At 60.2% G+C, this 26,054-nt stretch carries 25 protein-coding genes and 1 pseudogene; 14 read left to right on the top strand and 12 right to left on the bottom strand.

The annotated features are described in order from the left end of the window. Positions 1–77: 77 nt before the first annotated feature. Positions 78–455 carry a VOC family protein gene (locus tag P3T42_RS36680; protein WP_429308788.1) on the bottom strand — a complete coding sequence of 126 codons (378 nt, stop codon included), beginning with the start codon at positions 453–455 and terminating at the stop codon, positions 78–80. 232 nt (positions 456–687) lie between these two features. Beyond that, positions 688–1,611: a LysR family transcriptional regulator gene (locus tag P3T42_RS36675; protein WP_429308787.1), complete on the bottom strand. Its 924-nt coding sequence runs from the start codon at positions 1,609–1,611 to the stop codon at positions 688–690. Between the two features lie 123 nt (positions 1,612–1,734). Between P3T42_RS36675 and P3T42_RS36670 the strand changes: the two genes are divergently transcribed. The 10 genes from P3T42_RS36670 (at position 1,735) to P3T42_RS36625 (ending at position 11,131) form a co-directional block, all read left to right on the top strand. Beyond that, positions 1,735–2,478 (top strand): SDR family oxidoreductase, encoded by a 744-nt coding sequence (locus P3T42_RS36670; protein ID WP_074296042.1) that lies wholly within the window; start codon positions 1,735–1,737, stop codon positions 2,476–2,478. 30 nt (positions 2,479–2,508) lie between these two features. Beyond that, positions 2,509–3,123, top strand: a complete 615-nt coding sequence (locus P3T42_RS36665) for a hypothetical protein (RefSeq protein ID WP_429308786.1) — start codon at positions 2,509–2,511, stop codon at positions 3,121–3,123. A 24-nt stretch (positions 3,124–3,147) separates the two neighbouring features. Beyond that, entirely contained in the window at positions 3,148–4,047 is a 900-nt protein-coding gene (locus tag P3T42_RS36660; protein WP_429308785.1) for an SDR family oxidoreductase, read from the top strand. Between the two features lie 388 nt (positions 4,048–4,435). Next, entirely contained in the window at positions 4,436–5,551 is a 1,116-nt protein-coding gene (locus tag P3T42_RS36655; protein WP_429308784.1) for a branched-chain amino acid ABC transporter substrate-binding protein, read from the top strand. A gap of 86 nt (positions 5,552–5,637) precedes the next feature. Next, positions 5,638–6,561, top strand: a complete 924-nt coding sequence (locus P3T42_RS36650) for an ABC transporter permease subunit (RefSeq protein ID WP_074296039.1) — start codon at positions 5,638–5,640, stop codon at positions 6,559–6,561. Continuing rightward, complete coding sequence (livM, locus tag P3T42_RS36645) at positions 6,561–7,847, top strand: high-affinity branched-chain amino acid ABC transporter permease LivM (protein WP_074296038.1); 1,287 nt, start codon at positions 6,561–6,563, stop codon at positions 7,845–7,847. The genes P3T42_RS36650 and livM overlap by 1 nt, the downstream gene beginning before the upstream one ends. Further along, positions 7,844–8,695 (top strand): ABC transporter ATP-binding protein, encoded by an 852-nt coding sequence (locus P3T42_RS36640; RefSeq protein WP_074296037.1) that lies wholly within the window; start codon positions 7,844–7,846, stop codon positions 8,693–8,695. The genes livM and P3T42_RS36640 overlap by 4 nt, the downstream gene beginning before the upstream one ends. After that, the gene (locus tag P3T42_RS36635; protein ID WP_074296036.1) at positions 8,688–9,416 is read left to right on the top strand and encodes an ABC transporter ATP-binding protein; all 729 of its coding nucleotides are present in this window, start codon (positions 8,688–8,690) and stop codon (positions 9,414–9,416) included. Before P3T42_RS36640 ends, P3T42_RS36635 begins: the two co-directional genes overlap by 8 nt. A 346-nt stretch (positions 9,417–9,762) precedes the next feature. Continuing rightward, the gene (locus P3T42_RS36630) at positions 9,763–10,572 is read left to right on the top strand and encodes an NAD(P)H-dependent oxidoreductase (RefSeq protein ID WP_074296035.1); all 810 of its coding nucleotides are present in this window, start codon (positions 9,763–9,765) and stop codon (positions 10,570–10,572) included. A gap of 73 nt (positions 10,573–10,645) precedes the next feature. Then, positions 10,646–11,131: a VOC family protein gene (locus P3T42_RS36625; RefSeq protein ID WP_429308783.1), complete on the top strand. Its 486-nt coding sequence runs from the start codon at positions 10,646–10,648 to the stop codon at positions 11,129–11,131. A gap of 135 nt (positions 11,132–11,266) precedes the next feature. Here the strand turns inward: P3T42_RS36625 and P3T42_RS36620 are convergent, their stop codons facing one another. The 7 genes from P3T42_RS36620 to P3T42_RS36590 form a co-directional block, all read right to left on the bottom strand. Continuing rightward, positions 11,267–12,745: an aldehyde dehydrogenase gene (locus tag P3T42_RS36620; RefSeq protein WP_429308782.1), complete on the bottom strand. Its 1,479-nt coding sequence runs from the start codon at positions 12,743–12,745 to the stop codon at positions 11,267–11,269. Positions 12,746–12,771: 26 nt separating this feature from the next. Then, complete coding sequence (locus P3T42_RS36615; RefSeq protein ID WP_074296033.1) at positions 12,772–13,599, bottom strand: HpcH/HpaI aldolase/citrate lyase family protein; 828 nt, start codon at positions 13,597–13,599, stop codon at positions 12,772–12,774. Next, positions 13,592–14,968: an MmgE/PrpD family protein gene (locus P3T42_RS36610; protein ID WP_429308781.1), complete on the bottom strand. Its 1,377-nt coding sequence runs from the start codon at positions 14,966–14,968 to the stop codon at positions 13,592–13,594. The genes P3T42_RS36615 and P3T42_RS36610 overlap by 8 nt, the downstream gene beginning before the upstream one ends. Positions 14,969–14,992: 24 nt before the next feature. Beyond that, on the bottom strand, positions 14,993–16,171 hold the full coding sequence (locus P3T42_RS36605; RefSeq protein ID WP_074296031.1) for a CaiB/BaiF CoA transferase family protein: 1,179 nt from the start codon (positions 16,169–16,171) through the stop codon (positions 14,993–14,995). Between the two features lie 10 nt (positions 16,172–16,181). After that, positions 16,182–17,342, bottom strand: a complete 1,161-nt coding sequence (locus P3T42_RS36600) for an acyl-CoA dehydrogenase family protein (RefSeq protein WP_074296030.1) — start codon at positions 17,340–17,342, stop codon at positions 16,182–16,184. 6 nt (positions 17,343–17,348) lie between these two features. Beyond that, on the bottom strand, positions 17,349–18,236 hold the full coding sequence (locus tag P3T42_RS36595; protein ID WP_074296029.1) for an FAS1-like dehydratase domain-containing protein: 888 nt from the start codon (positions 18,234–18,236) through the stop codon (positions 17,349–17,351). 104 nt (positions 18,237–18,340) lie between these two features. Then, positions 18,341–19,261, bottom strand: coding sequence for a LysR substrate-binding domain-containing protein (locus tag P3T42_RS36590; protein ID WP_429308780.1), 921 nt, complete (start codon positions 19,259–19,261; stop codon positions 18,341–18,343). Positions 19,262–19,552: 291 nt separating this feature from the next. Between P3T42_RS36590 and pruA the strand changes: the two genes are divergently transcribed. The 3 genes from pruA (at position 19,553) to P3T42_RS36575 (ending at position 23,620) form a co-directional block, all read left to right on the top strand. Then, on the top strand, positions 19,553–21,106 hold the full coding sequence (gene pruA, locus P3T42_RS36585; protein ID WP_074296027.1) for an L-glutamate gamma-semialdehyde dehydrogenase: 1,554 nt from the start codon (positions 19,553–19,555) through the stop codon (positions 21,104–21,106). A gap of 76 nt (positions 21,107–21,182) precedes the next feature. Beyond that, positions 21,183–22,397 carry a pyridoxal phosphate-dependent aminotransferase gene (locus tag P3T42_RS36580; protein ID WP_429308779.1) on the top strand — a complete coding sequence of 405 codons (1,215 nt, stop codon included), beginning with the start codon at positions 21,183–21,185 and terminating at the stop codon, positions 22,395–22,397. Between the two features lie 59 nt (positions 22,398–22,456). Continuing rightward, a complete protein-coding gene (locus P3T42_RS36575) occupies positions 22,457–23,620 on the top strand; it encodes an NAD(P)/FAD-dependent oxidoreductase (RefSeq protein WP_074296025.1) in 1,164 nt (387 codons plus the stop codon). Between the two features lie 18 nt (positions 23,621–23,638). Here P3T42_RS36575 and P3T42_RS36570 read toward each other — a convergent pair whose 3' ends face one another. The 3 genes from P3T42_RS36570 to P3T42_RS36560 all read right to left on the bottom strand — a co-directional run bounded on the left by P3T42_RS36570 (position 23,639) and on the right by P3T42_RS36560 (position 25,662). Beyond that, positions 23,639–24,403 (bottom strand): helix-turn-helix domain-containing protein, encoded by a 765-nt coding sequence (locus P3T42_RS36570; protein WP_074296024.1) that lies wholly within the window; start codon positions 24,401–24,403, stop codon positions 23,639–23,641. A 129-nt stretch (positions 24,404–24,532) separates the two neighbouring features. Further along, on the bottom strand, positions 24,533–25,138 hold the full coding sequence (locus P3T42_RS36565) for a thiamine pyrophosphate-dependent enzyme (RefSeq protein ID WP_074296023.1): 606 nt from the start codon (positions 25,136–25,138) through the stop codon (positions 24,533–24,535). A gap of 8 nt (positions 25,139–25,146) precedes the next feature. Beyond that, entirely contained in the window at positions 25,147–25,662 is a 516-nt protein-coding gene (locus P3T42_RS36560) for a thiamine pyrophosphate-binding protein (protein ID WP_074296022.1), read from the bottom strand. Between the two features lie 285 nt (positions 25,663–25,947). Here P3T42_RS36560 and P3T42_RS36555 point away from each other — a divergent pair. Continuing rightward, positions 25,948–26,054 (top strand): annotated as a pseudogene (locus P3T42_RS36555) (electron transfer flavoprotein subunit beta/FixA family protein); the annotation flags it as partial.

The following is a 26,054-nucleotide window of genomic DNA, read 5'->3' as shown; positions in this document are numbered from 1 at the left end:
AACACCCAAGGTAGGAGCCCGGTGCCCGAATTGGGCACGCCGGGATCTGTGCGGGGGGTGCTCAGCAATGGGCATCCCTACCGCAATCCTCGGCCGATGGCGAACCTTCGGCTCGAAATGGATATCGGGTTACCTGCTGGGTCTTTTGCGTTTGCGAAACTATATCCATCTGCTTGGTGAGATGTGCCGAACTCAAGTCCCTGCTTCGCACAATGCGTCTTAAAGCCCTCGACGTCTTCCACGTCGAAAACCAGCTTTACCGACGCTTGCCCCGCCTTCAATCCCTTTCCGGCTTGATGAACCATGATGATGGCGCCGCCATGCGGCGAGACCAACTCTGCTATGCGACCATTGGCGTCGAACTCGCACTCAAATTCGAAGTGTCGCTCGTAGAAGGCACAGGTTGCCTGCACGTCTTTCGCATACAGCACTATCCGATTCAATGACGGTCGCATCCTTTCCTCGTTATTTTTACGATTTCGCAAATTGACGCAGAGAAGCCCACGGTTAGCGCGAAGAAGCGCCGACTTCCGACGAGAGTATGATGCTTCGCTATTGCAGAGCAAGATGAGACCGTTGTAGGGGAAAAGATGAAAGTGAAAGGACGCCGGTCTCGGTACGTGAACCCGATGCTCGGCTACGATCGGCTTTCCTGAAGGGGACGAGAGATTCCGGGGTTCTTTCACGCTAATTCCTACCGCTCCGCTTCACACCAGTCTGATACGGCACCCCCCTGAATATCTCTTCAAGCCACTGAGTAAAAATCCGCACCCGTGGCGACAACTGCCGGTTGTGAAGGTACAGCACGGACACGGGCATCGGCGGCGGCGGAAACCCCGGCAAAATCACTTTCAGCCGCGCGTCGGCGATATCAGCCGCAATCCGGTAGCGCGGCACCTGAATCACCCCGGCGCCGGCGATCGCCGATCCCGTGTACAGGTCGGCTCCTGTCACCGAGATGGTCGAGCGCATCACCAGATCAGTCTCTATGCCGTCGACAAGAAAAGTGAGCGGGACCGCTTTGCCCGTCGCGCTCGACACGTAGTCCACCGCAAAATGTTCGGACAGGTCCTCGAGGCTGGCCGGCTCGCCGAAGCGTGCGAGGTAAGCCGGGCTCGCAACAGTGACCTGCTCCATGGACGCGATCTGCCGTCCGATCAGAGACGAATCGCGCAGGGTGCCTGCGCGCAACACGCAATCGACGCCCTCCCGCACGAGATCGACCAGCCGGTCGTTCTCGCCGATGTGCAGCCGCAGTTCCGGATAGCTCGACAGGAAGTCGGGCAGGGCGGGGATCACGAAGTGCCGCGCCAGCGTGCCCTGCAGGTTCACGACAAGCAGTCCCTTGGGCGATGCGTTGCGGAAGGTGCCTTCGGCCTCCTCGATATCGGCGAGCAGACGCACGCACCGGTGGTAGTAGGCCTCGCCATCGTGAGTGAGGTGTACCGTGCGCGTGGTGCGTTCGAGCAGCCGGGTGCCGATCCGCAGTTCCAGCCGCTTGATCAGGTTGGTGATCGTTGCACGTGGAATGTTGAGGTCGTCGGCGGCCTGCGAGAAGCTGCTGCGTTCGGCGGTACGAACGAACGCCTGCATTTCCTGGAAACGGTCCATGACGGGATGATCCGCTCAATAGTTAAAGTAAATGGAATACTGATGGAAAAACATGGCGAATTATCTTCGCCGTGATGTCAGTCATTATCCTGTCCAGGTATCCACCTGAACAGGAGAATTTCAATGAGTGCAGCAAATCAATCCGCCGTCGCAATCGTCACCGGCGCTTCGCGCGGTATCGGTGCCACCATCGCCCGGCGTCTCGTCAAGGACGGTTTTGCGGTTGCAGTGAACTACGCATCGAGCCCGGCAGAAGCCGACAAGCTCGTGGCCGAACTGACCCAGGCCGGCGGCAAGGCCATCGCGGTGCAGGGCGACGTGTCGAAGGTCGAGGACGTGCGCCGTCTGTTCGAGACGGTCGAGCAGCAACTCGGCAAGGTCGACGTGCTGGTCAACAACGCCGGCATCCTGAAGACCGCGCCGCTCGCGCAATCGAGCGACGAGCTGTTTGCCCAGACGTTCGCGATCAACGTCGGCGGTGTGTTCAACACGCTGCGCGAAGCGGCGACGCGTCTGAACGACGGCGGCCGGATCATCAACCTGTCGAGCACGACACTGGCGCTGAACCTGCCGGGCTACTCGGTTTATAACGGCACGAAGGCGGCCGTCGAAGCGTTCTCACGCGTGTTCGCGAAGGAACTGCGCGGCCGCCGCATCACGGTGAACTGCGTGGCGCCGGGCCCGGTTGCAACGGAGCTGTTCCTGAACGGCAAGACCGAAGAGCAGATCGCGCAGTTCTCGAAGATGCCGCCGCTGGAGCGCCTGGGTCAGCCGGACGACATCTCGGGCGTCGTGGCCTTCCTGGCTGGAAAGGACGGTGCCTGGGTGAACGGCCAGGTGCTGCGCGCCAACGGCGGCCTTGCCTGACGTACCGGCAAACCGATGGCGGAACCTGACATGGTGTCCCCTCAGGCTTCGAGCGGCGCGGCGCGTTGGCGCCGGCGCCTCTCGACCTCCCTCCTGACGCTGATCGCCGTATTGGGATTGGCCTCATGCGGCGCAAAGCGCGAGCCGGACGCCGCACAGAAGATGACGATGAGAGCCTCAGTGACGTATTTGCACCTGCTGCGGCATACGCCGTTCTTCACTGCGCTGTCGACGGCGCAGCTGCAGTGGGTGATCGACCACTCACGCGAGTGGGAAGCGGACGCCGGTGCCGTGATCGCCACGTGCGATCACGGTGTCGAACCGGATGCGCCGTACTGGATCCTGCTCGACGGCGGTTGGCAGGTCGAGCATGCCGGGCGCACGTTTCGGAGCGGTCATGCCGATCCGGGCAAGTGGTTCAGCGCCACCGAGGCGCAAGGCGAGCCGTGCGTGCTCGTGACGAACGAGCACAGCTATGTGATGCGCGTCGAGCGTACCGACATGCTGGCGATGCTGGACGAAAAGTTTGGCTTCCACACCCATCTGGATAGCGGGATGGATTACTACCGGTCGATTTTCGGCGATCGTTCCGGCGCAGGCCGAGGCGAGCTGAGTCAGCCTTCGCAGCCCGTAGCCGGGCGTTAATCATAGGACAACAGGAGATATCTCATGACTTATAGCATTCTCGTGACTGGCGCATCATCCGGATTTGGTTTGATGACGGCTCGTGCGCTGGCCGAAGCGGGCCATACCGTCTACGCGTCGATGCGCGAAACGCAGGGCCGCAACGCGCCTCGCGTCGCGGAAATCGCGCAGTGGTCGCAGGAAAAGTCGCTCGATCTGCGCACGGTCGAACTGGACGTGCAGTCCGATGCATCGGTGGCCGCGGGCATTGCGCACATCCTGAAGGACGCCGGCCGTCTCGATGTGATCGTGCACAACGCCGGTCACATGGTGTTCGGCCCGGCCGAGGCGTTTACGCCCGAACAGATGATCCAGCAGTACGACGTCAACGTGCTCGGTGCGCAGCGCGTGAACCGCGCCGCGCTGCCGTTCCTGCGCAAGCAGGGCAGGGGGTTGCTGGTGTGGGTCGGTTCGTCGTCCACGCGCGGCGGCACGCCGCCGTTCCTCGCGCCGTATTTCGCGGCGAAGGCGGCCATGGATGCGCTCGCCGTGTCGTACTCGACCGAGCTGGCGCGCTGGGGCATCGAGAGCACGATCATGGTGCCGGGCGCCTTCACCAAAGGTACGAATCACTTTGCGCATTCAGGCAAGCCGGCGGACGCCGACATCGCCGCCGAATATGAAAGCGGCCCGTATGCCGGCGTGACCGACCAGGCGCTGAAGGGGCTGGCGAGTCTGGAGCCGGCGGATGCGGATCCGGCGGAGGTCGCAGCGGAGATCGTTCGCGTGGTGGACCTGCCGTTCGGCAAGCGGCCGTTTCGCGTGCATGTGGACCCGTCGCAGGACGGCGCAGAGATCGTCAACGGCGTGGCGGACCGGATGCGCCGCGAGATGTACCACGCGATCGGTCTGCAGGATCTGCTTTCGCCGAGAGTCAACGGCTGACCGTTGAGTGGCTCTTCGGCGCGACTCGTGAAATCAACCGCGTAGGGGGATGAGCACCCCTAAGTGCGCGCCAGCCGCACGAGGATGTCAGCCAGAACACGAATCTTCGGCTGAGCGGATGCGCAGATTTTCTCGCCGTTTCCGCCTAGTCGTTTACGCGGCCGTCCGGCGGACGGACTGGCAAACTGTGCGATTTCCCGCAGCGGAATGCCGCCGTTTCGCATCGTTAGCCTGTACCTAATCCACGCTTTCGCACAATCAAATTCCGCGCCGTTTTTGGTGTCGGCAACCTTCGATCTATCTCGCGGCAGTGACAGCGAGGTAATACCCGGGAACGATAGCTGAGACCTGTTCGTTCCTGCATCGAAGCCTGCTCTTGGAGATGGTTATGAACGGCCGGAAAAGATTGGTTGGAATGGGCGCGGTACTGAGCATGGGCGGCTTGGCGTTGGCATGCTCGGCCGCTGCGGATGCAAGTGTTCTGGTGGGCGTGGCTGGCCCAATGACGGGGGAGTACGCCTCGGGCGGTGATCAGTTTCGCAAGGGCGCAGAACAGGCGGTGAAGGACATCAACGCGTCGGGTGGTGTGCTCGGGCAGTCACTCAACCTGGTCGTTGGCGACGACGTGTGCGATCCAAAGCAGGCCGTTTCGGTTGCCAACAGTTTCGTCAATCAGAAGGTGGCGTTCGTCGACGGTCACTGGTGTTCCAGTTCCACGTTGCCGGCGTCAGACGTCTATAACGACGCGCAGATCCCGCAGGTCACCGTGTCCACCAACCCGAAAATCACGGAACGCGGCATCAAGGGCATCTTTCGCATTACCGGTAGGGACGATCAGCAAGGACAGGTTGCCGCCGACTATATCGCTGCGCATTTCAAGGGCAAGAAAATCGCGGTCATCGACGATAAGACCGCATATGGCGGCGGTCTCGCCGACGAGGTCGCCAAGGATCTCGCAGCCAGGCAGACGCCCGTGGTGCTGCGTGAGTCGATCACAGCCGGTGAAAAGGACTATTCAGGCCTGGTCAGCAAACTGAAGGCGAACGGCGTTCAGATCCTCGCGTACGGCGGGTACTACCAGGAAGTCGCGCTGATTCTGCGGCAAGCGGCGCAGGCAGGGCTGAATCTTACCGTGCTGGGCGGCGACACGCTCACGAACAATGAACTGGTCACTGCGGCGGGACCGGAAATCAACAAGGTACTGTTCACCTTCCCGCCCGACCCGCGCAAGAGTGAGGCAGCCGCAAAGGTCGTGGCGACCTTCCGCGCGCAGAAGATCGAGCCGGAAGGCTACATGCTGTACTCGTATGCCGCGATGCAGGTTTTCGCAGAGGCAGCGAGGAAGGCCAATTCCACAGACTATGCGGCGATCGTGAAGCAGCTCCACAACGCCTCCTTCAATACGGTAGTCGGCCAGGTGGACTTCGATGCGAAAGGCGATCTCAAGAGCCCTGGCTATGTGGTCTACCGTTGGAACGGCAACAACTATGACTATGTGAAGTGACCGGTCCTTTCCAGTCTTTGTAATACGGAATGAGGCGGTGCGTCTGTCCACTGCACCGCCTCTGAAGCAGATTCACCGGAGAGGACATGAGCCAGGCACTGCAACAACTGATTAATGGGCTGACATTGGGCGCCGTCTACGGCCTGATCGCGATCGGCTATACGATGGTCTACGGCATTATCGGCATGATCAACTTCGCTCACGGCGATATCTATATGGTCAGTGCATTCATCGCCGTGACCTGCTTCACGCTTATCGCGAGCGGTGGGATCTCGTCTGTGGTGGTGAGTATTGCCATTACCTTGATCGTCTCGATTGCACTGACGTCCGTATTCGGCTGGACCGTCGAACGCGTCGGCTACCGGCCGCTTCGAGGCTCCAATCGTCTCGCGCCGCTGATTTCGTCGATCGGGATTTCCATCTTTTTACAGAACATGGTTCAGCTTACCCAGGGCGCGCGGGTCAAGTCGATCCCGCCGCTTGTCATGGGCGGCGTGAATCTTTTCTCCAGTGAGGGACTTCACGGACCGGGGCCGTACGTCTCGTACGTGCAGATGCTCATTGTCATTGTGACCGTCGTGCTGATGTCCGCGTTCACGTTGTTTATCAACAGGACGCCTTTCGGCAGGCAGCAGCGAGCCTGCGAGCAAGATCAGCGGATGATGCAGTTCCTCGGCTATAACGTCGACAGGATTATCGCCCTGACCTTCATGATCGGCGCTGCGCTGGCTGCCGTCGCCGGCGTCATGGTGACAATCTACTACGGCGTGATCGACTTCTCAATTGGCTTTCAGGCCGGCATCAAGGCCTTTACCGCAGCGGTTCTGGGCGGAATCGGCTCAATCCCCGGCGCGATGCTCGGCGGCCTGATCATCGGCTTGATCGAAGCCTTCTGGGCGGCTTACCTGTCTCCCGAATACAAGGATGTGGCCACGTTCGTCATCCTGATCATTGTTCTGATGTTCCGTCCTTCCGGCCTGCTTGGCCGGCCAGAGGTGGAGAAAGTCTGATGAGCCCTACAACCATGCAAAGAATGGATATTCAGTTTCGCCTCAGGGATGCGCTTGGCGCCGCGCTGGTTGCCGCTCTCGTGGGTTTGCCGATGCTGGGACTGACCACGCGAGACGGAGCAAACGGCCTACAGGTCGAAACACGATGGGGGCTTCTGGCAGCCTTCATTGTGGTCGCCTTTGCCGGACGTTTGATATTGCAGTGGATGCTGCAACGGTTCAGTTTTTTTTCAAAGCGAAGCGTGCGCGCGAGGCCCGCGTCTGAAACCGCACGGAACGACTCGCTGGTTTGGATCGGAGCGGCATGCGTGGCGTTCGCCGTGCTGTTGCCCGCACTATTTGCAGGAAACCGCTATGTCGTCGATACGGCTACGACGGTCCTCATATACGTGATGCTGGGTTGGGGCCTGAATGTCGTCGTCGGTCTGGCAGGCCTGCTCGATCTTGGCTATGTCGCCTTCTACGCGGTAGGGGCGTACACCTACGGTCTGCTCTCGACGCATTTTGGCTTGGGTTTCTGGGAGTCGCTCCCGATTGCTGGCGGTCTTGCCGCGGCATTCGGCATGCTGCTTGGCTATCCGACGCTCAGACTCAGAGGCGACTATCTGGCGATCGTTACGCTCGGGTTCGGAGAGATTATCCGGCTGCTGCTGGTGAACTGGGGTGGCCTGACGGGCGGGCCGAACGGCATTTCGTCGATTCCCAAGCCAACGTTTTTTGGGCTTCCGATGCAGACGTCCAGCGACGGCCCGACGTTTGCAACCGTGTTTGGCCTCGATTACTCGCCTGCCCAGAGGATCGTCTTTCTGTACTACCTGATCCTGGCACTCGCGTTGCTGACCAACCTCCTTGTCTCCAGGCTGAGACGCTTGCCTGTGGGGCGCGCGTGGGAGGCGGTGCGCGAAGACGAGATTGCCTGCAAAGCAATGGGCATCAATGTGACGAACGTGAAGCTGTCGGCTTTCGCGACCGGTGCCATGCTGGCCGGATTCGCCGGCGTGTTCTTCGCGGCACGGCAGGGCTTCATCTCTCCAGAGAGTTTCACATTTTCGGAGTCGGCGACGATTCTTGCGATCGTCGTGCTGGGTGGCATGGGCAGTCAGTTGGGCGTTGTGCTCGCGGCAGCCTTGCTCGTGATCTTGCCTGAACTGGGACGTGATTTTGCAGAGTACAGAATGCTGCTCTTCGGTATTGCGATGGTTTTTATCATGATCGTGCGCCCCGGCGGGCTGATCAGCCATCGACGTGCGACGGTCAGCGCTCCGGGCGTGGAGGCGAATCCATGAACGGTTCCAGTTCGTTGCTCAGCGTTGAGAACCTGACCATGCAGTTTGGCGGACTTCATGCAATCGAAGACCTGTCCATGACGGCGCGTGCCGGCGAGGTGACAGCCGTGATCGGGCCGAACGGGGCCGGAAAGACGACCTTCTTTAACTGCCTGACCGGTTTTTATAAACCCACGAAAGGCTCCGTCAAACTGCGACATCCACAGCGCGGCGAACTTCGACTCGACGCGATGAGGAACGTGGATGTCGCGCGGGTCGGTCAGGTGGTGAGGACGTTTCAGAACATACGGCTGTTTCCGCGTATGACCGTGCTCGAAAATCTGATGATTGCCCAGCACAATGTCCTGCAGCAGGCGTCGAGGTTTTCGATTGCCGGCGCGCTGAATTCGAAGTCGTTTCGGCATGCCAACGACAAGGCGATAGAACAGGCCTTGACGTGGCTAGAGCGCCTGAGCGTTCGCGATATCGCCAACAAACCTGCGGGCGACATGCCGTATGGCGTACAGCGTCGTGTCGAGATCGCGCGTGCGATGTGCGCTGAACCGATCCTGCTTTGCCTCGATGAACCGGCCGCCGGCCTCAATCCGCGTGAGTCGGCGGAACTCACGGCGCTGTTGACCTCCCTCTCCAGGGAGCAGGGGATTGGCATTCTGCTGATTGAGCACGATATGAGCGTCGTCATGAAGGTTTCAGATCATATTGTCGTACTCAATCACGGGAAGAAGATTGCAGAGGGGCTGCCTGCCGAGATCAAGGCAAATCCCGAGGTGATCGGCGCATACCTCGGAGAGGACGACGAGACGTCTTCACACGATGACGCATCGCAGGAGAAAACCGCTCATGCTTAAGATTACCGAACTCAGTGCCCACTATGGCAGCGTCCAGGCACTACGCGGAGTCAGCCTAGGTGTGAACACGGGGGAGATTGTCACGTTGATCGGCGCAAACGGCGCAGGCAAATCCACACTGATGAATACTATTTTCGGCTATCCCCGCGCTAGCGGCGGCAGGGTCGAATTCGACGGACGGAATATTACGACCCTGCCGTCACATGCGATCGGCAAGCTCGATATTGCAGTCGTGCCGGAAGGGCGCCGCATCTTTCAGCGGATGACGGTGCTTGAGAACCTCCTCATGGGCGATACGTCGGCCAATCGCCGGACTGCGGGTGACCTCGAACGGATCTACGAGATGTTCCCGATCCTGCGGAGCCGAGTCTCGCAGCGTGCCGGCACACTGTCAGGAGGCGAGCAGCAGATGCTCGCGATAGGACGCGCCTTGATGTCGCAACCGAGACTGCTGCTGCTCGACGAGCCGTCGCTCGGACTGGCGCCGCTTTTCATCAAGAAGATTTTCTCGGTCATCAAGGAGTTGAACGAGCAGCTCGGCATGACGATTCTGCTTGTGGAACAGAACGCCCATCATGCGTTGCGCGTGGCGCATCGAGGGTATGTGCTCCAGCATGGGCAGATTGCGCTTGAAGGGAGCGGCGCAGACCTGCTGGCCAACCCAGCGGTTCGGACAGCGTATCTGGAGGGCGACACTGCTCAACTGGATGCGGTGGCCTGATCCGCTGACCCGGGGTGATCCGGCGCATGGCTCGCTCATCTGCACCGATCCGGCCGGCGATGCGCGGGAATTTTGGCAATTCTCCGCACCACGCAGGGTGGGTCGAAGAGCGGGAACGGCATGCTGGAAAGGGATTTTTGACCCTGCAAGTGACGGAGGCGATCAAATACTGTGCAAAATTCCGCAAAAATTAGCCGAGCCCCTTCAAGACCGGGCTTGGGTAAACATCCAGAATGCTACAGACCTGACCGGTCACCGTGACGGGATTGCACCCGGCGGTGATCCGAATCCGAGCGTACGCCAACGGCCAGCCCGCTCAACGAACCGGTTTTTATGGAGTTGTCGCATGAAAGTGCTTATCGTTTTCGCCCACCCCGAACCTAAGTCGTTCAACGGTGCGCTCAAAGACACGGCTGTCTCTACCCTGATAGAGCAGGGGCACGAGGTTCAGGTAACGGACCTGTACCAGATGAAGTGGCGGCCCGAGCTTGGCGCGGAAGACTTTGTAGGCGAACGTCTCAACCCTGAATTCCTCGATCTTTCGGCGGAACAGGAGCACATGTTCGGGACGTCCACGAAACCGACGCCGGATGTCTATGCCGAGCAGCAGAAGGTGCTGTGGTCCGATCTGATCATCTTCCAGTATCCGATGTGGTGGTTCGGGATGCCCGCCATCCTGAAGGGCTGGGTGGATCGCATCATGACGCGTGGGTTCGCCTATGCCACCGGCCGTAAATACGAGACCGGCATGTTCAAGGGCCGCAAGGCGATGGTGTCGACCACGACGGGAACGGCGGCGAGCCTCTACGAACCGGATGGCGTGGACGGCGATATCAACCACATTCTTTGGCCGATCCACAACGGGATTTTCAATTACCTCGGCTTCGATGTGCTGCCGCCGCACGTGTCGTGGATGCCCGGGCGCGTGAGCGTCGAGGAGCGGCAGGCGTACCTGGACGCTTACGCGGCGCGGTTGCGCGCGCTTGAGAGCACAGAGCCTCTGTTCTTCCATCCGTTTGCGGACTTTGGTCCGGACCAGCGCCTGAAGCCGGGAGTCGTGGCGCGTTCCGGCTTCCAATGGAACCCAGGCATCGGCCAGTCGCATGATGATGCGGCACAGACGTATACGCCGAAGAAGATTGCCAAGGCGGGTTGATCCTGCCGTTTCTTCAAAGCGGGCCGCGGTAGCCTCGAAAGGTTCTGCAGTCCAGCGTCAACACCGACCAGGGATGAAGCTCACGATGGACAAGCTGCCGATTTTTCAGAAACTGCACCACATCTGCATCGTGGTCCGCGATATCGAAAACGCTGTGAAGTATTACGAGTCGATCGGGGTCGGTCCGTGGACTGACTTTCCACCGTTGGACGCGTACCAACTGGACGGCTATGATCGTCCGGCCTTTCTCAAGATGCGCTACAAGTTTGCGAATATCGACAACGCCCAGTTGCAGCTTTGCCAGCCGGGAGACGGCGATACGCCGCAACGACGGTTTCTGGAAACGCGAGGCGAAGGTGTCTTTCATCTCGGCTTCTCTGTCGAGAGTTGCGACAAGGCCGAGGAACTCGCTGCGCGCGCCGGAGTGGATGTGCTCGCCCGCGGGCGTCTCGATGATCGAAGTGGCTTCACGTACTTCAAGACCGTCGACGAAGGGGCTGGGATCACGCTGGAGGTCCGGGCGCCGAGTACCCGGGCCGCTCAAGGTATCAAGTCCTGACAGTCCAGGCGCTTGCAAAGCGTTTCGTGGAATGATTCGAGGCGTTGCGCAAGGCAACGCGTGATCCATTCGCTATCCTGATTACCAGAATGGATTGCCAGGTTACCCCGCAGTGTTTCGCGGGGCATTTCCTTGTTACCTCATGACGAACGGATTCGCCGTCTTGACGCCGGTATTGATCCAGACGCTCTTCGTTTGCAGATACTCGCGGATCGCGTCGATGCCGTTCTCGCGGCCCAGTCCGGAATCCTTGTAGCCGCCGAACGGCGACATGTAGCTCACCGCGCGATAGCTGTTCACCCACACCATGCCGGCCTGCAGCCTTTCGGCGACACGAAGGGAGCGGCCCATATCCTTCGTCCAGACGCCTGAGCCTAGACCGAAACGCACGTCATTGGCCAGTGCCACCGCGTCGTCCTCGTCCTTGAACCTGATGATCGAGAGGATAGGACCAAAGACCTCTTCCTGCGCGATTCGCATCTTGTTGTTCACGTCGCCGAAGATCGTGGGTTCGACGAACCAGCCGTTGCCGCATTCGGGGCCGCTGCCAGGCTTCCCGCCGAGCAGCAAGGTCGCGCCTTCCTGGGTTGCGGTTTCGATGTAGGAGAGGACCTTCCGATACTGCGGGCGCGTGGTGACCGGCCCGACCTGCGTGTCCATACTCGACGGATTACCCATTTTCGCGGTCCGTGCCAGCGTCAGAAGTTTGTCGACGAAGGTGTCGTAGATACTTTCTTGCAGCAACAACCGCGATCCGGCAATGCAGGTTTGCCCGGTCGCAGCAAAGATGCCGGAAACCGCGCCATTCACCGCATCTTCCAGATCTGCATCTTCGAACACGATATTGGGCGACTTGCCGCCCAGTTCGAGACTCACGTGTTTGAACTGACGGGCTGCTGCCTCGTTGATGGCCCGGCCGGTGGAGTCCGCACCGGTGAAGGTGATCTTCTTGACCAGAGGATGCTCCACCAGAGGGGAGCCGACGTCCGCCCCGAATCCGGTTACGACGTTCACGACGCCCGGCGGAAAGCCGGCCTCGGTGAAGAGCTTGGCGAACTCGATCGTGGACGCAGAAGTGAACTCGGATGGCTTGATCACGACCGTGCAGCCCGCGGCCAACGCGGGCGCAATTTTCCATGTGGCGAGCAACAGGGGCGAATTCCACGGCGTAATGGCGGCGACGACACCCAGCGGCTCGTTGCGGGTGTAGTTGAAGTAGCCTTTCTTGTCGAGCGGGATGACCGCGCCCTGAATCTTGTCCGCGAGGCCGCCAAAGTAGTAGTACCACTGCGGCAGGTACTGGCACTGGCCCAGCATTTCCGCCATGAGCTTGCCGTTGTCACGAACTTCGAGTTCGGCAAGCCGCCTGGCGTCTCGTGCGATCAGGTCGCCTACCCGATGAAGCAGCAGACCGCGCTGGCTCGGCGACATCTGCGACCATGGTCCTGTACTGAAGGCGGCATGCGCCGACTGCACAGCCCGATCGACGTCTGTCGCGTTGCCTTTGGCAATCTGCGCCCACGTTTCGCCGGTGAAGGGATTCTCCGTGTCGAACCATTCGCCCGAAGCCGGCGCGCAGGATTCGCCGTTGATATACATCTCAAACCGTTGCATGACTTTCGTCTCCTCTTGAGGTTGAATCAAACGCCCAGGCGTCGACGGCGCTGAGACTCCGCGAGGATTTCCTGGGCCTTCAAAATGACAGGCCGGTCGACCATACGACCGTCCACCGCGACGGCCGCTCCATGAGATGCAGCGGCGCCGTCTACAACCCGCTGTGCCCATTCGACGTCCTTCTCGCCGGGAATGAACGCAGCGTTGACTGCCGCCACCTGCTTCGGATGAATGCAAAGCTTGGCGCCGAAACCGAGCCGCTTTGCACGGAGGGTGTCGCGTGTGATCTGCTCGGGATCGTCCAGCGTGGTACTGACACCATCTACCGGCGAAAGCAGGTTGCCAATGCGAGAAGCGAAGACGATCTGCGAGCGAAAGTACAGGAGCTGCTCATCGTCTCCGTCGATGCCGAGGTCAAGCTGGAAATCCACATTGCCGAAGACGAGCCGCGTGGTCAGCCGGTGCTGGGCGATCGCGACCACATTCCGAAAGCCCTGCGCGGTCTCGATCATCGGCAGGATATCGGTCGGCTTGCCGGCGAACTCGCACAGGAAAATATCGTCGATGCGTTCGGTCTTGGGCAGCATGACAGCGGCCACGGAGGGCGCACGGCATACGGCGATGTCATCGCGAAACCATTCGCTGTTCACGTCGTTCACCCGCACCGCGACCGGCGTGCTGTTGGTGGACAGCCACTCGGCCAGAGCGGCTCGCGCAATCCTCTTTTCGGCGGCAGGGACGGCGTCTTCCAGATCGATAACGACAACGTCGACGCCCGACGCCGCAGCCTTGGCAAACCGGTCAGGCCGGTTTCCGGGAACGAAGAGATAGGACCGGGGTGCCAGGTTAGCCATGATGAGTCTCCAGTTTCGAGTCGGGGAGCAGTTTGGGGACGACGAGCGCATCGCCAATCGCCCATATGGACGCAATGGCGTGCTTGAGTTCGTCTTCGGTGGCCGCATTGCCGTACAAGCCAAGCGTGAGCGCTTTATGCTCGAGTTCGGCGCGCGTGAGGGTGTTGCCGGGATCTCCCTTGGGATCATCCACGCGACCAGCGAAAGTGCGACCATCTTTGGTCTGCACGGTGACCTTGCCGATCCAGCGCGACGGATAGGCTGTATCGACCTCACGGTCGAGCACCATCGAAACTTTCTTGCAGAAGTGCGAGATCCGGCTTCCCCTGTAGTGGGCGTCGAACTCCCGGACGCCGGCGTGGCCAAACTCGGCAGCGATGGCGAGCACAGTGCCCATGGAGAACTTCGCCTGATGCACTGTCTGCGGATCGGTTACCGGTCCGAGGACATCGATGGCAGCCTGGTGAACATGTGTCACCACCGTCTCGATGTCGTCCGGTACGATCCGCTCCCGCCTGATGACCTGCAACAGGGCATCGGTCGCCGGATGGGTATGCCGGCATGAGGCGTGAAATTTGAAGGACGTCTCGCTCAGCGCCCAGCGCGTGCCGAGTGCGTCAACGAGTTTCTCCGGATGCGTTTGCGTGGACATGCCGGCGCCCATGCCTTTGCCGCCTTCGAAGATGTCTTTCGCGCCAGTGAAACCGTCGGCCGCCAGGTAGGCCGCGAGGAGACCGTTCGCTGCCGCCTTGGCCGTATGCAGTTGTTTGGAGTCCGCAGCGTCTTTCAGGAATTCCCAGAGCCCGGCTGCCTGGGTGCCGGCGGAGCCGAACGCATTCACCATCTGTTCGCCGCTCAGCCGCAAAAGCTTGCCGACCGCCGCCGCGGCCGCGATCGTACCGACGGTCCCGGTGGTATGAAAAATCTTGTAGTGCGATCGACCGAGGAATTCGCCGACGCGGATGCCCACTTCGTAGCCCGCGACGGATGCGGCAATGAACTCCTTGCCGCTTCTGCCGAGTGCTTGAGCGGCAGCCCACGCTGCCGGGAAAACGACGGTTGCCGGGTGGAGAACTGAACTGTTGTGGAGGTCGTCCTGCTCGGCGAAGTGCGACGCCGCACCATTGATCATTGCCGCGAAGAGCGGGCTGGTGGTTCGGCGGGAGATCAGCACTTCGCAGGGGCCGTAATGCGGGCCGAAGTCCTGTGCGAGTTTCCGGATCGTCTCGACGGGGCGTGCACCGCGGCCAGCCAATGCGGATCCGAACCAGTCGAGGAAGAGGTCTTCCGTGCGTGCCACGACGTCCTTGGGGATCTGCTCAAACTCGAGATTGGCCGCAAACGAAGCCAGAATCTGTGCGTTGCTCATAACAGGCTTACCTTGACTGAGGGGTTATACGACGGCCCCGTCGCGAAGTTCGCGGACGGCATCGGTTGAAAAACCCAATTCGCTCAAAAGGGCTTCGGTGTGCTGGCCCAGTGCGGGGACGGGGTCGAGCCGGACATCGGATGCCGTATCGATGCCAGGCGGCAGCAAGGCGGGAATGGAGCCGGCGGGCGAGTCGATGTTCACCCAGCGATTGCGTTCTTTAAGCTGTGGATGCGCCCACACGTCGGACATATCGTTCATTCGCGCGTTGGCAATCTGCGCGTGATCGAGCCGGCTGATGACTTCTTCCGAGGTCAGTTCGCCGAACACGGCGACGATGATGTCGCGCAACGCCTCGCGCGCCGCCACCCGCTTCGAATTGGAGCTGAAGCGGGGATCGGTAGCCAGCTCGGGTGCGAGCAGAACCTTTGCGCAGAAGACGCCCCACTCACGCTCGTTCTGCAACCCCAGCATGACGGTCTTTGTGTCCCCGGCAGGGAAAGGGCCATAGGGGTAGATGGTCGCGTGAGCGGCTCCGGCGCGAGGCGGCGGCGATGCGCCATCGAACGCGTAGTAAAGGGGATACGTCATCCACTCCACCATGCTCTCGAGCATCGAGACGTCGATTTCTCTTCCCAAACCTGTCTTCGAACGTTGCAGAAGCGCGGCGAGAATGTTGGTGTACGCGTACATCCCTGCTGCGATATCGGCGATGGAACACCCGGCCTTCGCGGGCGAGTCCGGGCCTCCGGTAATTGAAAGAAAACCGGACTCGCTCTGGATCAGCAAATCGTAGGCTTTCTTGTCGCGATACGGGCCATCGGATCCGTAGCCCGAGATGTTGCAGACAATCAGGCGGGGATACTTCTCACGCAACGCTTCATACGACAGCCCCAGTCGCGCCGCGGCGCCGGGTGCCAGGTTCTGCACCAGCACGTCGGTATCGTCGAGCAGGCGCTCGAAGATGCCCTGCGCCTGCGGGGCCTTGACGTCCAGCGTGAGGCTTTCCTTCGAGCGGTTGCACCATACAAAGTGCGAGGCCATGCCGTGTACGCGCTCGTCGTAGGCGCGCGCGAAGTCGCCTGTGCCCGGACGCTCGATCTTGATCACGCGTGCGCCGAGATCGGCAAGTTGGCGGGTGCAAAACGGTGCTGCAATCGCGTGTTCGAGGGTGATGACCTTCACGCCGTCCAGCGGTTTCATGTCCAGCCCCTTAGAAGGAACGCGGTAGCCCGAGCAGATGCTCGGCTACATACGAAAGAATGAGATTGGTCGAGATCGGCGCCACCTGATAGAGCCGTGTCTCGCGGAATTTGCGTTCAACGTCGTATTCGTTCGCAAAGCCGAAGCCGCCGTGGAACTGCAGGCACGCGTTGGCCGCTTCCCAGGAGGCGTCGGCGGCCAGCAGCTTGGCCATGTTGGCTTGCGCGCCGGCGGGTTGTCTGGCGTCGAACAGCTCGCAGGCCTTATAGCGCATCAGGCTGGCCGCTTCGACGTTGACGTGGGCGCGTGCGATCGGAAACTGCACGCCCTGGTTCTGTCCGATCGGGCGGCCGAAGACGACGCGTTCCTTGACGTACTTGCAAACCTTGTCGAGAAACCAGTAACCGTCGCCGATACACTCGGCGGCAATCAGCGTCCGCTCGGCATTCAAGCCATCAAGGATGTACTTGAAGCCTTTGCCTTCTTCACCAATCAGGTTTTCCGCGGGAATCTCGAGGTTGTCGAAAAAGAGCTCGTTAGTCTCGTGATTCACCATGTTCGGGATCGGGCGAACCGTCATGCCTTGTTTGACCGCCTGATGCAGGTCGACCAGGAAGATCGACATGCCTTCAGATTTCTTGGCCACCTGAGCGATCGGCGTGGTCCGCGCCAGCAGGATCATCAGATCGGAGTGTTGAATCCGCGAGATCCAGACTTTCTGACCATTGACGATATACCGGTCACCCTTGCGAACGGCCGTTGTCTTCAGACTGGTGGTATCGGTGCCGGTGGTCGGCTCGGTCACGCCCATCGATTGAAGCCGCAATTTTCCGCTCGCGATCTCCGGCAGATATCGCGCCTTTTGCTCGGCGGAGCCGTGTCTGAGCAGCGTTCCCATGTTGTACATCTGTCCATGACACGCGCCGGAATTGCCGCCGCTGCGGTTGATCTCTTCCATGATCACCGACGCTTCAGTCAACCCGAGTCCGGAGCCGCCATATTCCTGCGGAATCAGGGCGGCCAGCCAACCGGCGTCGGTCAGGGCTTGCACAAAGGTCTCGGGATAGGCGCGCTCCTCGTCGACCTTGCGGAAATACTCGGCAGGGAAGTTGGAACACAGATCGCGAACCGCTTCGCGAATGTCCTGATAGGGGTCAACGTTAGCCAACACTTGTCTCTACTCCTTCGGTTTCATTGTTGGAAAGCACGCGCGCGCCGTTAGCGTTGCCGCTGCCTCGACGCACAACACGCCTTCCGGATTGGCCGCCCAAAGCTTCACCTCGTTCGATCCGGCTGCGCGCGCGGCGTATAGATGAAAGGGGGCATCGTCAAAGAGCGGGTTGACCGCCTTGAACGAGAACGAAGCGATCGACTCGCCCGGAAGGCTGCGTCGGACGAGATCGACCAGCAAGGTCGCAGTCAGCGGTCCATGTACGACCAGCGCGGGATAGCCTTCCTGTTCCTGAGCGTAGGTCCGGTCGTAGTGAATACGATGCCCGTTGAAGGTATCGGCGGAGTAGCGAAACAGGAGGACCGGGTCCGGCACGATATCCCGCTTCCATGTGGACTCCACGGGTGCCGTCGGACCGTTCGCCGCGCTATAAGCCGTCGTCGCGGACTCGCGATAAACAACGTCTTGCTCCTCGGAAAGCAGCGGACCTTCCGCGTCTTCCAGTTCATGACGCAGACGCACAAACACGAGTTTTCCGCTGCGTCCTTCCTTGGCGGCGACGTCGGCAATCTGCGAGGTTCGGGTGACCAGGCTGCCGACCACGAGCGGCCGCTCGAACCGGACCCGGCTGCCCGCCCACATACGGCGGGGCAAAGGCACGGGCGGTAGGAATCCGCCGCGTTTCGGATGCCCGTCCATGCCAACCTGCGGTTGCGAAACGATGTGAGGAAAGAGCGCCCAGTGCCAAAGGGGAGGCAACGGAGAGCCGGCACGCGGCACGTCCTCATAGTCCAGCGTGGCGGCGAGTTGTTGCGCAAGACGAGGGGAGACGAGTTCCTGTTCGGCCTGGGTGCGGCCGATCCACGTGCGCAGATAATTGAGTTCGGTAGTCATGAGGGCGTCGGGTAGCGTCGTTCACGCTAGATTGACGCACCGGCCTGCCGACTACAATTTGTGTGTGGAGAAGAGGGCTTTAAACGCAGACTAACTGCCACCGCTTACGCCGGCAGGGACTCGCAATCGCCCTTGCATTTCTGCGTGAGGAGGTCGACGAGCTCCCGCGCAAATGACGGTAGCAGATCGAGGCTGCGCACGCAGATCAGCAGGTTGCGCGTCGCCCAGGCATCCTCGATTTCGACCAGCCGGATCTTCATGGTTTTGACGTAGCGTATCGCTGACGAACGAGGCAGCACGCCTATCCCAACGTTAGCCTCGATCATTCGGCATAGCGCCTCGAAGTTGCCCACTTCAATTCGCACCTGAAGTTTCTTGTGCATATCGTGCGCGACGCGGTTCAGAAAGGTGTGAATCGCGCTCGCCTCGGGCATCCCGACGAAGTCGAACTCCGTTGCTTCCTCAAATGGAATGGACGTTTTCCCGGCCAACGGGTGTGATTCCGATACCGCCAGGATGAGCCGGTCAGAACGATACGGCATGACTTCCAGCGATTCGGGCCGGACATTGCCTGCCACGATGCCGACGTCCGCGGTGCCTTCACTCACCGCGCGCACCACGTCATGACTCAGCCGTTCGCGAAGCTCGACGTTCACGTCAGGGTGTTCGGCGAGGAAGTCACGCAGGTCGTTAGGAAGGAATTCCGTGGTGGCCGTGGTGTTCGCGAAGATCCGCACATGACCTTTGATCCCGCGTGCGTACTCCTGCATGTCGCCGCGCAACTGCTCGAGTTGCGACAGGACAACCCGGGCGTGGTGAAGGAATGCCTGGCCCGGTGGGGTGAGGGTAACCCCCTGGCTCGTCCGGTACAGCAGTTTCGCCCCCATGCTTTCTTCCAGATTCTTGATCCGGGTGCTTGCTGCGGGTACGGACATATGAAACCGCTCGGCGCCACGCGTCAAGCTATCTGTCTCGGCGATACAGGTGATGAGACGAAGATCAACGAGGTCGAAATGCATGGCCATGATACGTGCTCCGAATGAAGTGATGCCCCGTTGATCCAGTGTAGCAAATAGCAGAAATCCGCAAATCAGTATTTGCTCTATTTCCCGCTGTTTTTACTCGTGTCTCTGTGTTTAAGTGACATTGACGGTGGGTGGCGCCAACGCGATTTTCATAACTATGCAGAATTCCGCACGAATCAATGGAGCCTGATCAAGACCGCAAAGTTTTCGCGCCGGACAATCGGTTCACGGTAGCGTGCCGCGCTCAGCAGGGCGGCAGAGCAGCCCAAACCATTCAATCTGGAGAAAGCGATGCTGATTGCACCGTTCAAGAACGAGCCGTTCGATTTGTTCGACACCGAAAGTGCCAAAGCCGATATGCAGCGAGCCCTGAAAAAGGTGCGTTCCGAGTTTGGTCAGACCTATCCGCTGTTGATCAACGGCGAGCGTGTGCAAACCGAAGCGAAGCTCGTCTCGACGAATCCGTCGAATCCGGAGGAGATCGTCGGCTACACCGCCAAGGCGACGACGCAGCACGCGGACGCCGCGCTCGAAGCTGCGTGGGTGGCGTTCGAATCGTGGAAGCGTTGGAGCCAGGAGGATCGGTCCCGTGTCATGTTGAAGGCCGCAGCCATCATGCGCAAGCGCAAGCGCGAGCTCGAGGCGTGGCTCGTCTATGAGATCGGCAAGAACTATGTCGAAGCAAGCGCCGAAGTTGCGGAAATGATCGACTTCACCGAGTACTACGCGCGTCAGGCTATCAGGCACGTGGGCGGCCTGGGTTCGCTGATTGACTACGCGGGTGAAGAGAACGAGAGCTTCTACATTCCGCTAGGTGTCGGCGTGACGATTTCGCCGTGGAATTTCCCGATGGCGTTGATGACTGGCATGACGGTGGGCGCGATCGTGGTGGGTAACACGGTTGTTTGCAAGCCGGCGGAAGACACGGTGGTTTCGTTGGCGAAGATCTTCGACATCTTCGCAGAAGCGGGCCTGCCGCCCGGCGTGGTGAATTATCTGCCGGGTACCGGACGGGAAATCGGTTCATATCTGGTCGCCCACCCGAAGACACGCTTTATCAACTTCACGGGCTCGCTCGCGACCGGCGCCCAGATCAACGAGTCCGCCGCGAAGCTGGCCGAAGGCCAAAAATGGTTCAAGCGGGTTTTCCTCGAGCTGGGTGGCAAGGACGCCATTCTGGTCGACGAGACGGCCAATCTCGATGACGCGGCAGCCGGTGTCATTCAGGCCGCTTTCGGTTATTCCGGCCAGAAATGTTCCGCCTGCTCGCGTCTGGTCGTGGTGGATTCGGTCTACGACGCATTGCTCGAGAAGGTCGTTGCGAAGGCTAAAGAACTGGTTGTCAGCGAAGCAAAGGACAATCCTGGTTTCGGTCCGGTCTGCAACGAACTGCAGTACAGGAAGGTGCTGTCGTACATCGATATCGGTCACGCCGAGGGCAAGCTGCTGACCGGCGGCAAGGCCGTCGAAAATGCGGTCGGTTATCTGATTGAACCGACCATCTTCGGCGACGTGTCGCCGCGCGCGCGCATCGCACAGGAGGAAGTGTTCGGCCCGTTCGTCGCGGCGATCCGCGTCAAGGACTTCGAGGAAGGCCTGGCGGTTGTCAACGACACGGTCTACGGGCTGACGGGTGCGCTGTTCTCGAACGATCGCAGCCGCATCGAACGGGCACGCCGCGACTTCCACGTGGGCAATCTGTACTTCAATCGTAAATGCACGGGCGCGCTGGTTGGTGTTCAGCCGTTCGGCGGCTTCAACCTCACAGGTACCGATACCAAGACGGGCGGCCCCGATTACCTTCTGCAGTTCCTGCAAATGAAGGCCGTGGCGGAACGCCTCTAAGCATGTGTGTTCCGGGGCGCCGCAGAGGCAGCCCCGGCTCGTACGGTAGGCCTTTGAAACGAACGGAACAAACACAATGGGCTTCATTGCAGACCGCATTGGCCAGATCGCTCCTGCGCAGACGATGGCAATGGCAGCAAAAGCGGCAGAACTGCGCCGGGCGGGGAAGAATGTTATTTCTCTGTCGCAAGGCGAACCCGACTTCCATACGCCCGAGAATATTCAGGCGGCCGCGATTCGTGCCATGCGCGAAGGCAAGACGCGTTACACGGAGGCCGCGGGCATCCGCGAGTTGCGCGAAGCGATCGTCGCGAAACTTCAGCGTGACAATGGCGTCGCTTACCCCGTGGACGGTGTCAGCGTGGCTGTGGGTGCGAAACAGGCGATTTTCGCGGCCTTTTTCGCGACCCTTAATCCAGGTGATGAAGTCATCGTGCCGGCGCCGTGCTGGGTGTCCTATCCGGAGATCGTCAAAATGGCGAACGGGACGACGATCGTCGTGGCGTGCGATGAAGCAGCAGGGTTCAAACTGACGGCGGCTCAGCTGGAGGCATCGATTACGTCCCGCACCAAGTGGCTGATGCTGAATTCGCCGTCGAATCCGACAGGCGCGGTTTACTCGGCCGACGAACTCGGCCACATCGCGGAAGTATTGCGTCGACATCCCCATGTCTGGGTACTGTCGGACGATATATACGAAAAGCTTATCTACACCGGCAGTCCGTTCGTCAACATCCTGAACGTCGCGCCGGAGTTGCAGGAGCGGACGCTCATCATCAACGGCGTCTCCAAGATGTACTCAATGACAGGCTGGCGGATCGGCTATTCCGCTGGACCTGTGGCGCTCATCCGCGCCATGAATCTGGTGCAAGGCCAGATTGTGACGAGTGCGTCATCGGTGTCGCAGTATGCTGCGATCGAGGCGCTCAATGGTGATCAGACTTTCGTCGAGACATCGCGACGGGCTTTCGACGAACGCCGGAAGCTCGTCGTCAACGCGTTGAGCGATATACCAGGCCTGCATGGCAATCAGCCCGAGGGCGCGTTTTATGCGTTCGTCGGCTGCCGTGGCGCGATTGGCAGTCGCACGCCGAACGGCGCGCTTCTGCAGAGCGACCAGGACTTCGTCATGTACCTGATGGAGGAGGCAAACGTAGCGGTGGTGTCAGGCTCCGGTTTTCTGCTGTCGCCGTACTTCAGACTCTCTTACGCCGCGTCACTCGATGACCTGAACGAAGCGCTCAGCCGGATTCGCACCGCATGTCAAAACCTCGCGACGGTGGCGGTTTGACTTTCAGTTATCCATATTGCTTTGGCTCTCGCGAGCCTACGAATCTTCGAAGGTAGAACATGAGCGAAAGAATTGTCATCACGGGCGGGGGAGCGATTGGCTGTTCAATCGCGTATTTTCTAAGCCTGCAGAAGATGGAGGGTCGCGAGATCTGGGTGATCGAAAAGGATCCGACCTATCAGATTGCATCGTCGTCGCTATCGGCGAGCTCGATCCGGCAACAGTTTTCAACGCCCATCTGCATTCAGCTATCGCAGTTCGGCTATGAATTCTTTTCCTCCTGCGAGCGAGAGAAGGTACGGTACGGCGCCGGCGTCGATCTGGTGGACTGCGGCTACCTGTTCGTGGGCAACGCGCAGCAAGAGAGCGTGCTGCGGCGCCGGAGCGCTCTTGCCCGATCGCTCGGGGTGGAACTGCAGGAGCATTCACCCGAGACGTTGCAGCGCCGCTACCCGTGGATGAACGTCGGCGATCTGGCCTATGGTGTCGAAGGTTTGGCAGGCGAGGGCTGGTTTGACGGGTACAGCCTCATGCAGTGGTTCAGAAACCGTGCTCGTGAAGCGGGCGTTCATTTCGTCACCGGTGAAGCGGCGCGCTACCGGACACGAGGAAACCGGGTGACCCATGTCGAGTTGACGGACGGACGGGAAATCGCCGGGGACGCGTTCGTGAATGCCGGCGGCGCGTGGTGCGCGCCTCTTGCGCAAAGCATCGGTGTCGATCTGCCGGTTCGGCCGAGACGGCGTTCGGCGTTCGTCGTGTCATGCCCGACAGCGATCACGGATATGCCGATCCTGATCGATACGTCGGGCGTGTACCTGCGCAGGGAGCAGAATCATTTCCTCTGCATCGTCTCGCCCTCGGCTGAACAGGATCTGGATCACCTGCCACTCGACGTGCAGTTTTCCGAATTTGACGAGATCATCTGGCCGGCGCTGGCAGAGCGGATCCCTGCGTTTGAAGCGCTGCGTGTGGAACATGCCTGGGCCGGCTACTACGAATACAACGTTCTCGACCAGAACGGCATCGTCGGTCAGTCGGGTCCGGAAAACTCGTTCGTCGCGGCGGGTTTCAGCGGCCATGGGATGATGCACAGTCCAGGCGTTGGCCGCGCGGTGGCCGAACTGTTGCACTTCGGCGAATTCAAAACGCTGGATCTCTCGCCGCTATCGCCGGCGCGGCTCGCGACGGGTCAACTGGTGATCGAGGAAGGCGTCTACTAGCGTCCGGCGCGCGATTTATCAGTGAGGATGCAGGCCACGCCCGCGTGCGTTTCGATACTGCCGGGGCGTGAGGTGCGTGGCAGATTTGAACTGACGCGTAAATGCGCTGTGGTCTGCGTAGCCGCACTCGGTCGCGATTTCCGTGATGCTGTGGTCAGTCGTCTCCAGCAGCTTGCACGCATGATCGATCCGCAATTTCATCAGCAGTTGCTTGGGCGTCAGATGAAACACCTCACGGGTCAGACGTTCCAGCGTGTCGACAGAGATGGAGACTTGCTGCGCCGCTTCGGTGACCAGGATATTCTGTCCCAGGTTCTGTTCCAGATAATCCAGATATTCGAGCAGGCGGCGGTAGCCGTGGTGACGTTCATCAGGGCGGGGTAAATCGCGCGATACGCCGATGAGTCCAATGGCTTGTCCGTCTTCGTTGAGCACCGGGAACTTGGAGCTCAGGCACCAGTATCGATGACCCAATCCGGAGGAGTAGAGACGCAGCCTGTCGACGATGGGAGACTGGGTTTCGATAATGCTCAGGTCTTGCGCGTTGGTGCTGGCGCCGGTCACCGGAAATAACTGGTCGGCTGTCTTGCCGATCACCTCGTCGCGCGCCAGCCCGCTTCGGGCAATGAGCGTCTGATTGACGGACAGATAGCGCGCCTGCGCGTCCTTGATGTAGTAGAGCACGTCCGGAAAGCAGTCGAAGACGCGCTCGAGCATCTCGGGCTGCCGGTCCAGTTGTCTAAAGACCTCCACCAACATATCGGAATCGGCCTTGGCGGGCATAGAAGGATCAGTGCGAAGTCACATTGATCCGGATTGTACAGGGGCGTGAAACGGCTCGCGATGCAGTAAAGCGGTGGGAGGCTGTCTGCCGCGCCACCGCCTTGATGCAGGGACTTTCCACGTGGCCGCTTACTGGCTCGCGTGAGCTCTCGCGCCGAGCAACGCTTCGCGGAAGCGGCTTCGCAGATAGGGTCCGTCACGGGGCGGCAGGGAGGTGGGTTCGGGATCCGTTCTGACCTTTACCGTGGCGAGCACGGGACCGGTGGCCTTGAGAATGACGTCGACATACTCCTCGAGTTCGCCCTCGGTGTAGATTGTCGTTGCCGTTTCGAAGCCGGCCGCGCGTGCGATTGCCGTGATGTCTACACCGCGTCCAGCATGGGCTAGCTGCATGCCGGTTTCCGCGTAGTGCTCGTTGTCGATCACGACGATTGAGAGATTGGCCGGCTTATCGACACCGACCGTTGCGAGCGATCCCAGTCCCATCATCATTTCGCCATCGCCAACGAATATGATGACGCGTTTCTCGGGCTGTGCAAGCGCAATGCCGAGGCCGAAGCTGACGGCTCCCCCCATTGCGCCCCACAGATAGAAGTTTTGAGCCGTGTCGCCGGCGGCCGCCACGTCGAAGGTTGGATTGCCAAGGCTGGTCACTGCCAGAACGTCCTGCTGCCGATCGCGGAGAATCCGCTTCACCGTCAGTCGACGGTTCAGGGGCGTCGTCTGCTGTGTCATGTTCGTACTCACTTGTTAAAGTTTTTGGTGCCGATAACGCGCTGTCCAATCAGGACCGCAATCATCCGGGAGGTGTTGTAGCCAAAATTCAACGCGGCGCGCACGGTCTCGGGGACTTCGGCGGGATCGTCCGCGCGGTAGACGTAGACGCCCGCCGATTCAAGGGCTTCCTGGGTGGATTTGCCCATGGCGACTTGCCAGGGATTGAATTCACCCCATTCTCCGCGCATCGTGACCAGCATCACGATGGGCATGCGGCATTCATGTTGCAGCGAGAGCATGTTGATGCAGTTGCCCACGCCGCTCGACTGCAGCAGCAATACGCCGCGCTGGCCGCCGACCCACGCGCCGCCCATCATGGCCACACCTTCTTCTTCGGTGGTCAGGGAAACCGCGTGAATGTCCGCGTCTGCTTCGCAGAGTTCGATGAGACGTTTGTGCCCCGCATCAGGCACGTATGCCACTTGCCGCACGTCAGCGGCTTTGAAGTGCTCGAAGATTGTTTCCGGCCAGTTGACTGACATGGTGACGAGATTTGATGAGTTGAATGAAAACGGATAGCCGTCGCGCCAAGCAGGGCTGATGGATTGCCGTGCTTTGATGAGTGATAGCGTGCATCAGCGAAAGGCGCCGCTCAATTACTGATTGCGGAAGAGGCGATTAGGCTGGGGTTAACGGGCTGGGTCGGGCTGGATTCACGCACGACGGGTTGTCATTCGAGGGTCTGAAATGGGGCGTTCCAAAATGCCTAATTCCAGCCGCTGAGTGAAGCAAGCACACTAGCGTGCAAGCTGACCGAAGAGGGAACCATGAAAATTGTTGTGCCAGTCAAGAGAGTGGTCGATTACAACGTGAAAGTCCGGGTGAAGTCGGACGGCACGGGTGTCGACATTGCGAATGTAAAGATGTCGATGAA

It is taken from the genome of Paraburkholderia sp. GAS38, assembly GCF_050434965.1.
Taxonomy (GTDB): Bacteria; Pseudomonadota; Gammaproteobacteria; order Burkholderiales; family Burkholderiaceae; genus Paraburkholderia; species Paraburkholderia phenazinium_A.
The sequence above is the reverse complement of the archived record's forward strand: the minus strand, read 5'-3'. Positions and strand labels throughout refer to the sequence as shown.

Excerpts from the sequence above, each read along its gene's own strand:
- P3T42_RS36680 (WP_429308788.1), bottom strand. The coding sequence starts at position 455 with ATGCGACCGTCATTGAATCGGATAGTGCTGTATGCGAAAGACGTGCAG.
- P3T42_RS36675 (WP_429308787.1), bottom strand. The coding sequence starts at position 1,611 with ATGGACCGTTTCCAGGAAATGCAGGCGTTCGTTCGTACCGCCGAACGC.
- P3T42_RS36670 (WP_074296042.1), top strand. The coding sequence starts at position 1,735 with ATGAGTGCAGCAAATCAATCCGCCGTCGCAATCGTCACCGGCGCTTCG.
- P3T42_RS36665 (WP_429308786.1), top strand. The coding sequence starts at position 2,509 with ATGGTGTCCCCTCAGGCTTCGAGCGGCGCGGCGCGTTGGCGCCGGCGC.
- P3T42_RS36660 (WP_429308785.1), top strand. The coding sequence starts at position 3,148 with ATGACTTATAGCATTCTCGTGACTGGCGCATCATCCGGATTTGGTTTG.
- P3T42_RS36655 (WP_429308784.1), top strand. The coding sequence starts at position 4,436 with ATGAACGGCCGGAAAAGATTGGTTGGAATGGGCGCGGTACTGAGCATG.
- P3T42_RS36650 (WP_074296039.1), top strand. The coding sequence starts at position 5,638 with ATGAGCCAGGCACTGCAACAACTGATTAATGGGCTGACATTGGGCGCC.
- livM (WP_074296038.1), top strand. The coding sequence starts at position 6,561 with ATGAGCCCTACAACCATGCAAAGAATGGATATTCAGTTTCGCCTCAGG.
- P3T42_RS36640 (WP_074296037.1), top strand. The coding sequence starts at position 7,844 with ATGAACGGTTCCAGTTCGTTGCTCAGCGTTGAGAACCTGACCATGCAG.
- P3T42_RS36635 (WP_074296036.1), top strand. The coding sequence starts at position 8,688 with ATGCTTAAGATTACCGAACTCAGTGCCCACTATGGCAGCGTCCAGGCA.
- P3T42_RS36630 (WP_074296035.1), top strand. The coding sequence starts at position 9,763 with ATGAAAGTGCTTATCGTTTTCGCCCACCCCGAACCTAAGTCGTTCAAC.
- P3T42_RS36625 (WP_429308783.1), top strand. The coding sequence starts at position 10,646 with ATGAAGCTCACGATGGACAAGCTGCCGATTTTTCAGAAACTGCACCAC.
- P3T42_RS36620 (WP_429308782.1), bottom strand. The coding sequence starts at position 12,745 with ATGCAACGGTTTGAGATGTATATCAACGGCGAATCCTGCGCGCCGGCT.
- P3T42_RS36615 (WP_074296033.1), bottom strand. The coding sequence starts at position 13,599 with ATGGCTAACCTGGCACCCCGGTCCTATCTCTTCGTTCCCGGAAACCGG.
- P3T42_RS36610 (WP_429308781.1), bottom strand. The coding sequence starts at position 14,968 with ATGAGCAACGCACAGATTCTGGCTTCGTTTGCGGCCAATCTCGAGTTT.
- P3T42_RS36605 (WP_074296031.1), bottom strand. The coding sequence starts at position 16,171 with ATGAAACCGCTGGACGGCGTGAAGGTCATCACCCTCGAACACGCGATT.
- P3T42_RS36595 (WP_074296029.1), bottom strand. The coding sequence starts at position 18,236 with ATGACTACCGAACTCAATTATCTGCGCACGTGGATCGGCCGCACCCAG.
- P3T42_RS36590 (WP_429308780.1), bottom strand. The coding sequence starts at position 19,261 with ATGGCCATGCATTTCGACCTCGTTGATCTTCGTCTCATCACCTGTATC.
- pruA (WP_074296027.1), top strand. The coding sequence starts at position 19,553 with ATGCTGATTGCACCGTTCAAGAACGAGCCGTTCGATTTGTTCGACACC.
- P3T42_RS36580 (WP_429308779.1), top strand. The coding sequence starts at position 21,183 with ATGGGCTTCATTGCAGACCGCATTGGCCAGATCGCTCCTGCGCAGACG.
- P3T42_RS36575 (WP_074296025.1), top strand. The coding sequence starts at position 22,457 with ATGAGCGAAAGAATTGTCATCACGGGCGGGGGAGCGATTGGCTGTTCA.
- P3T42_RS36570 (WP_074296024.1), bottom strand. The coding sequence starts at position 24,403 with ATGCCCGCCAAGGCCGATTCCGATATGTTGGTGGAGGTCTTTAGACAA.
- P3T42_RS36565 (WP_074296023.1), bottom strand. The coding sequence starts at position 25,138 with ATGACACAGCAGACGACGCCCCTGAACCGTCGACTGACGGTGAAGCGG.
- P3T42_RS36560 (WP_074296022.1), bottom strand. The coding sequence starts at position 25,662 with ATGTCAGTCAACTGGCCGGAAACAATCTTCGAGCACTTCAAAGCCGCT.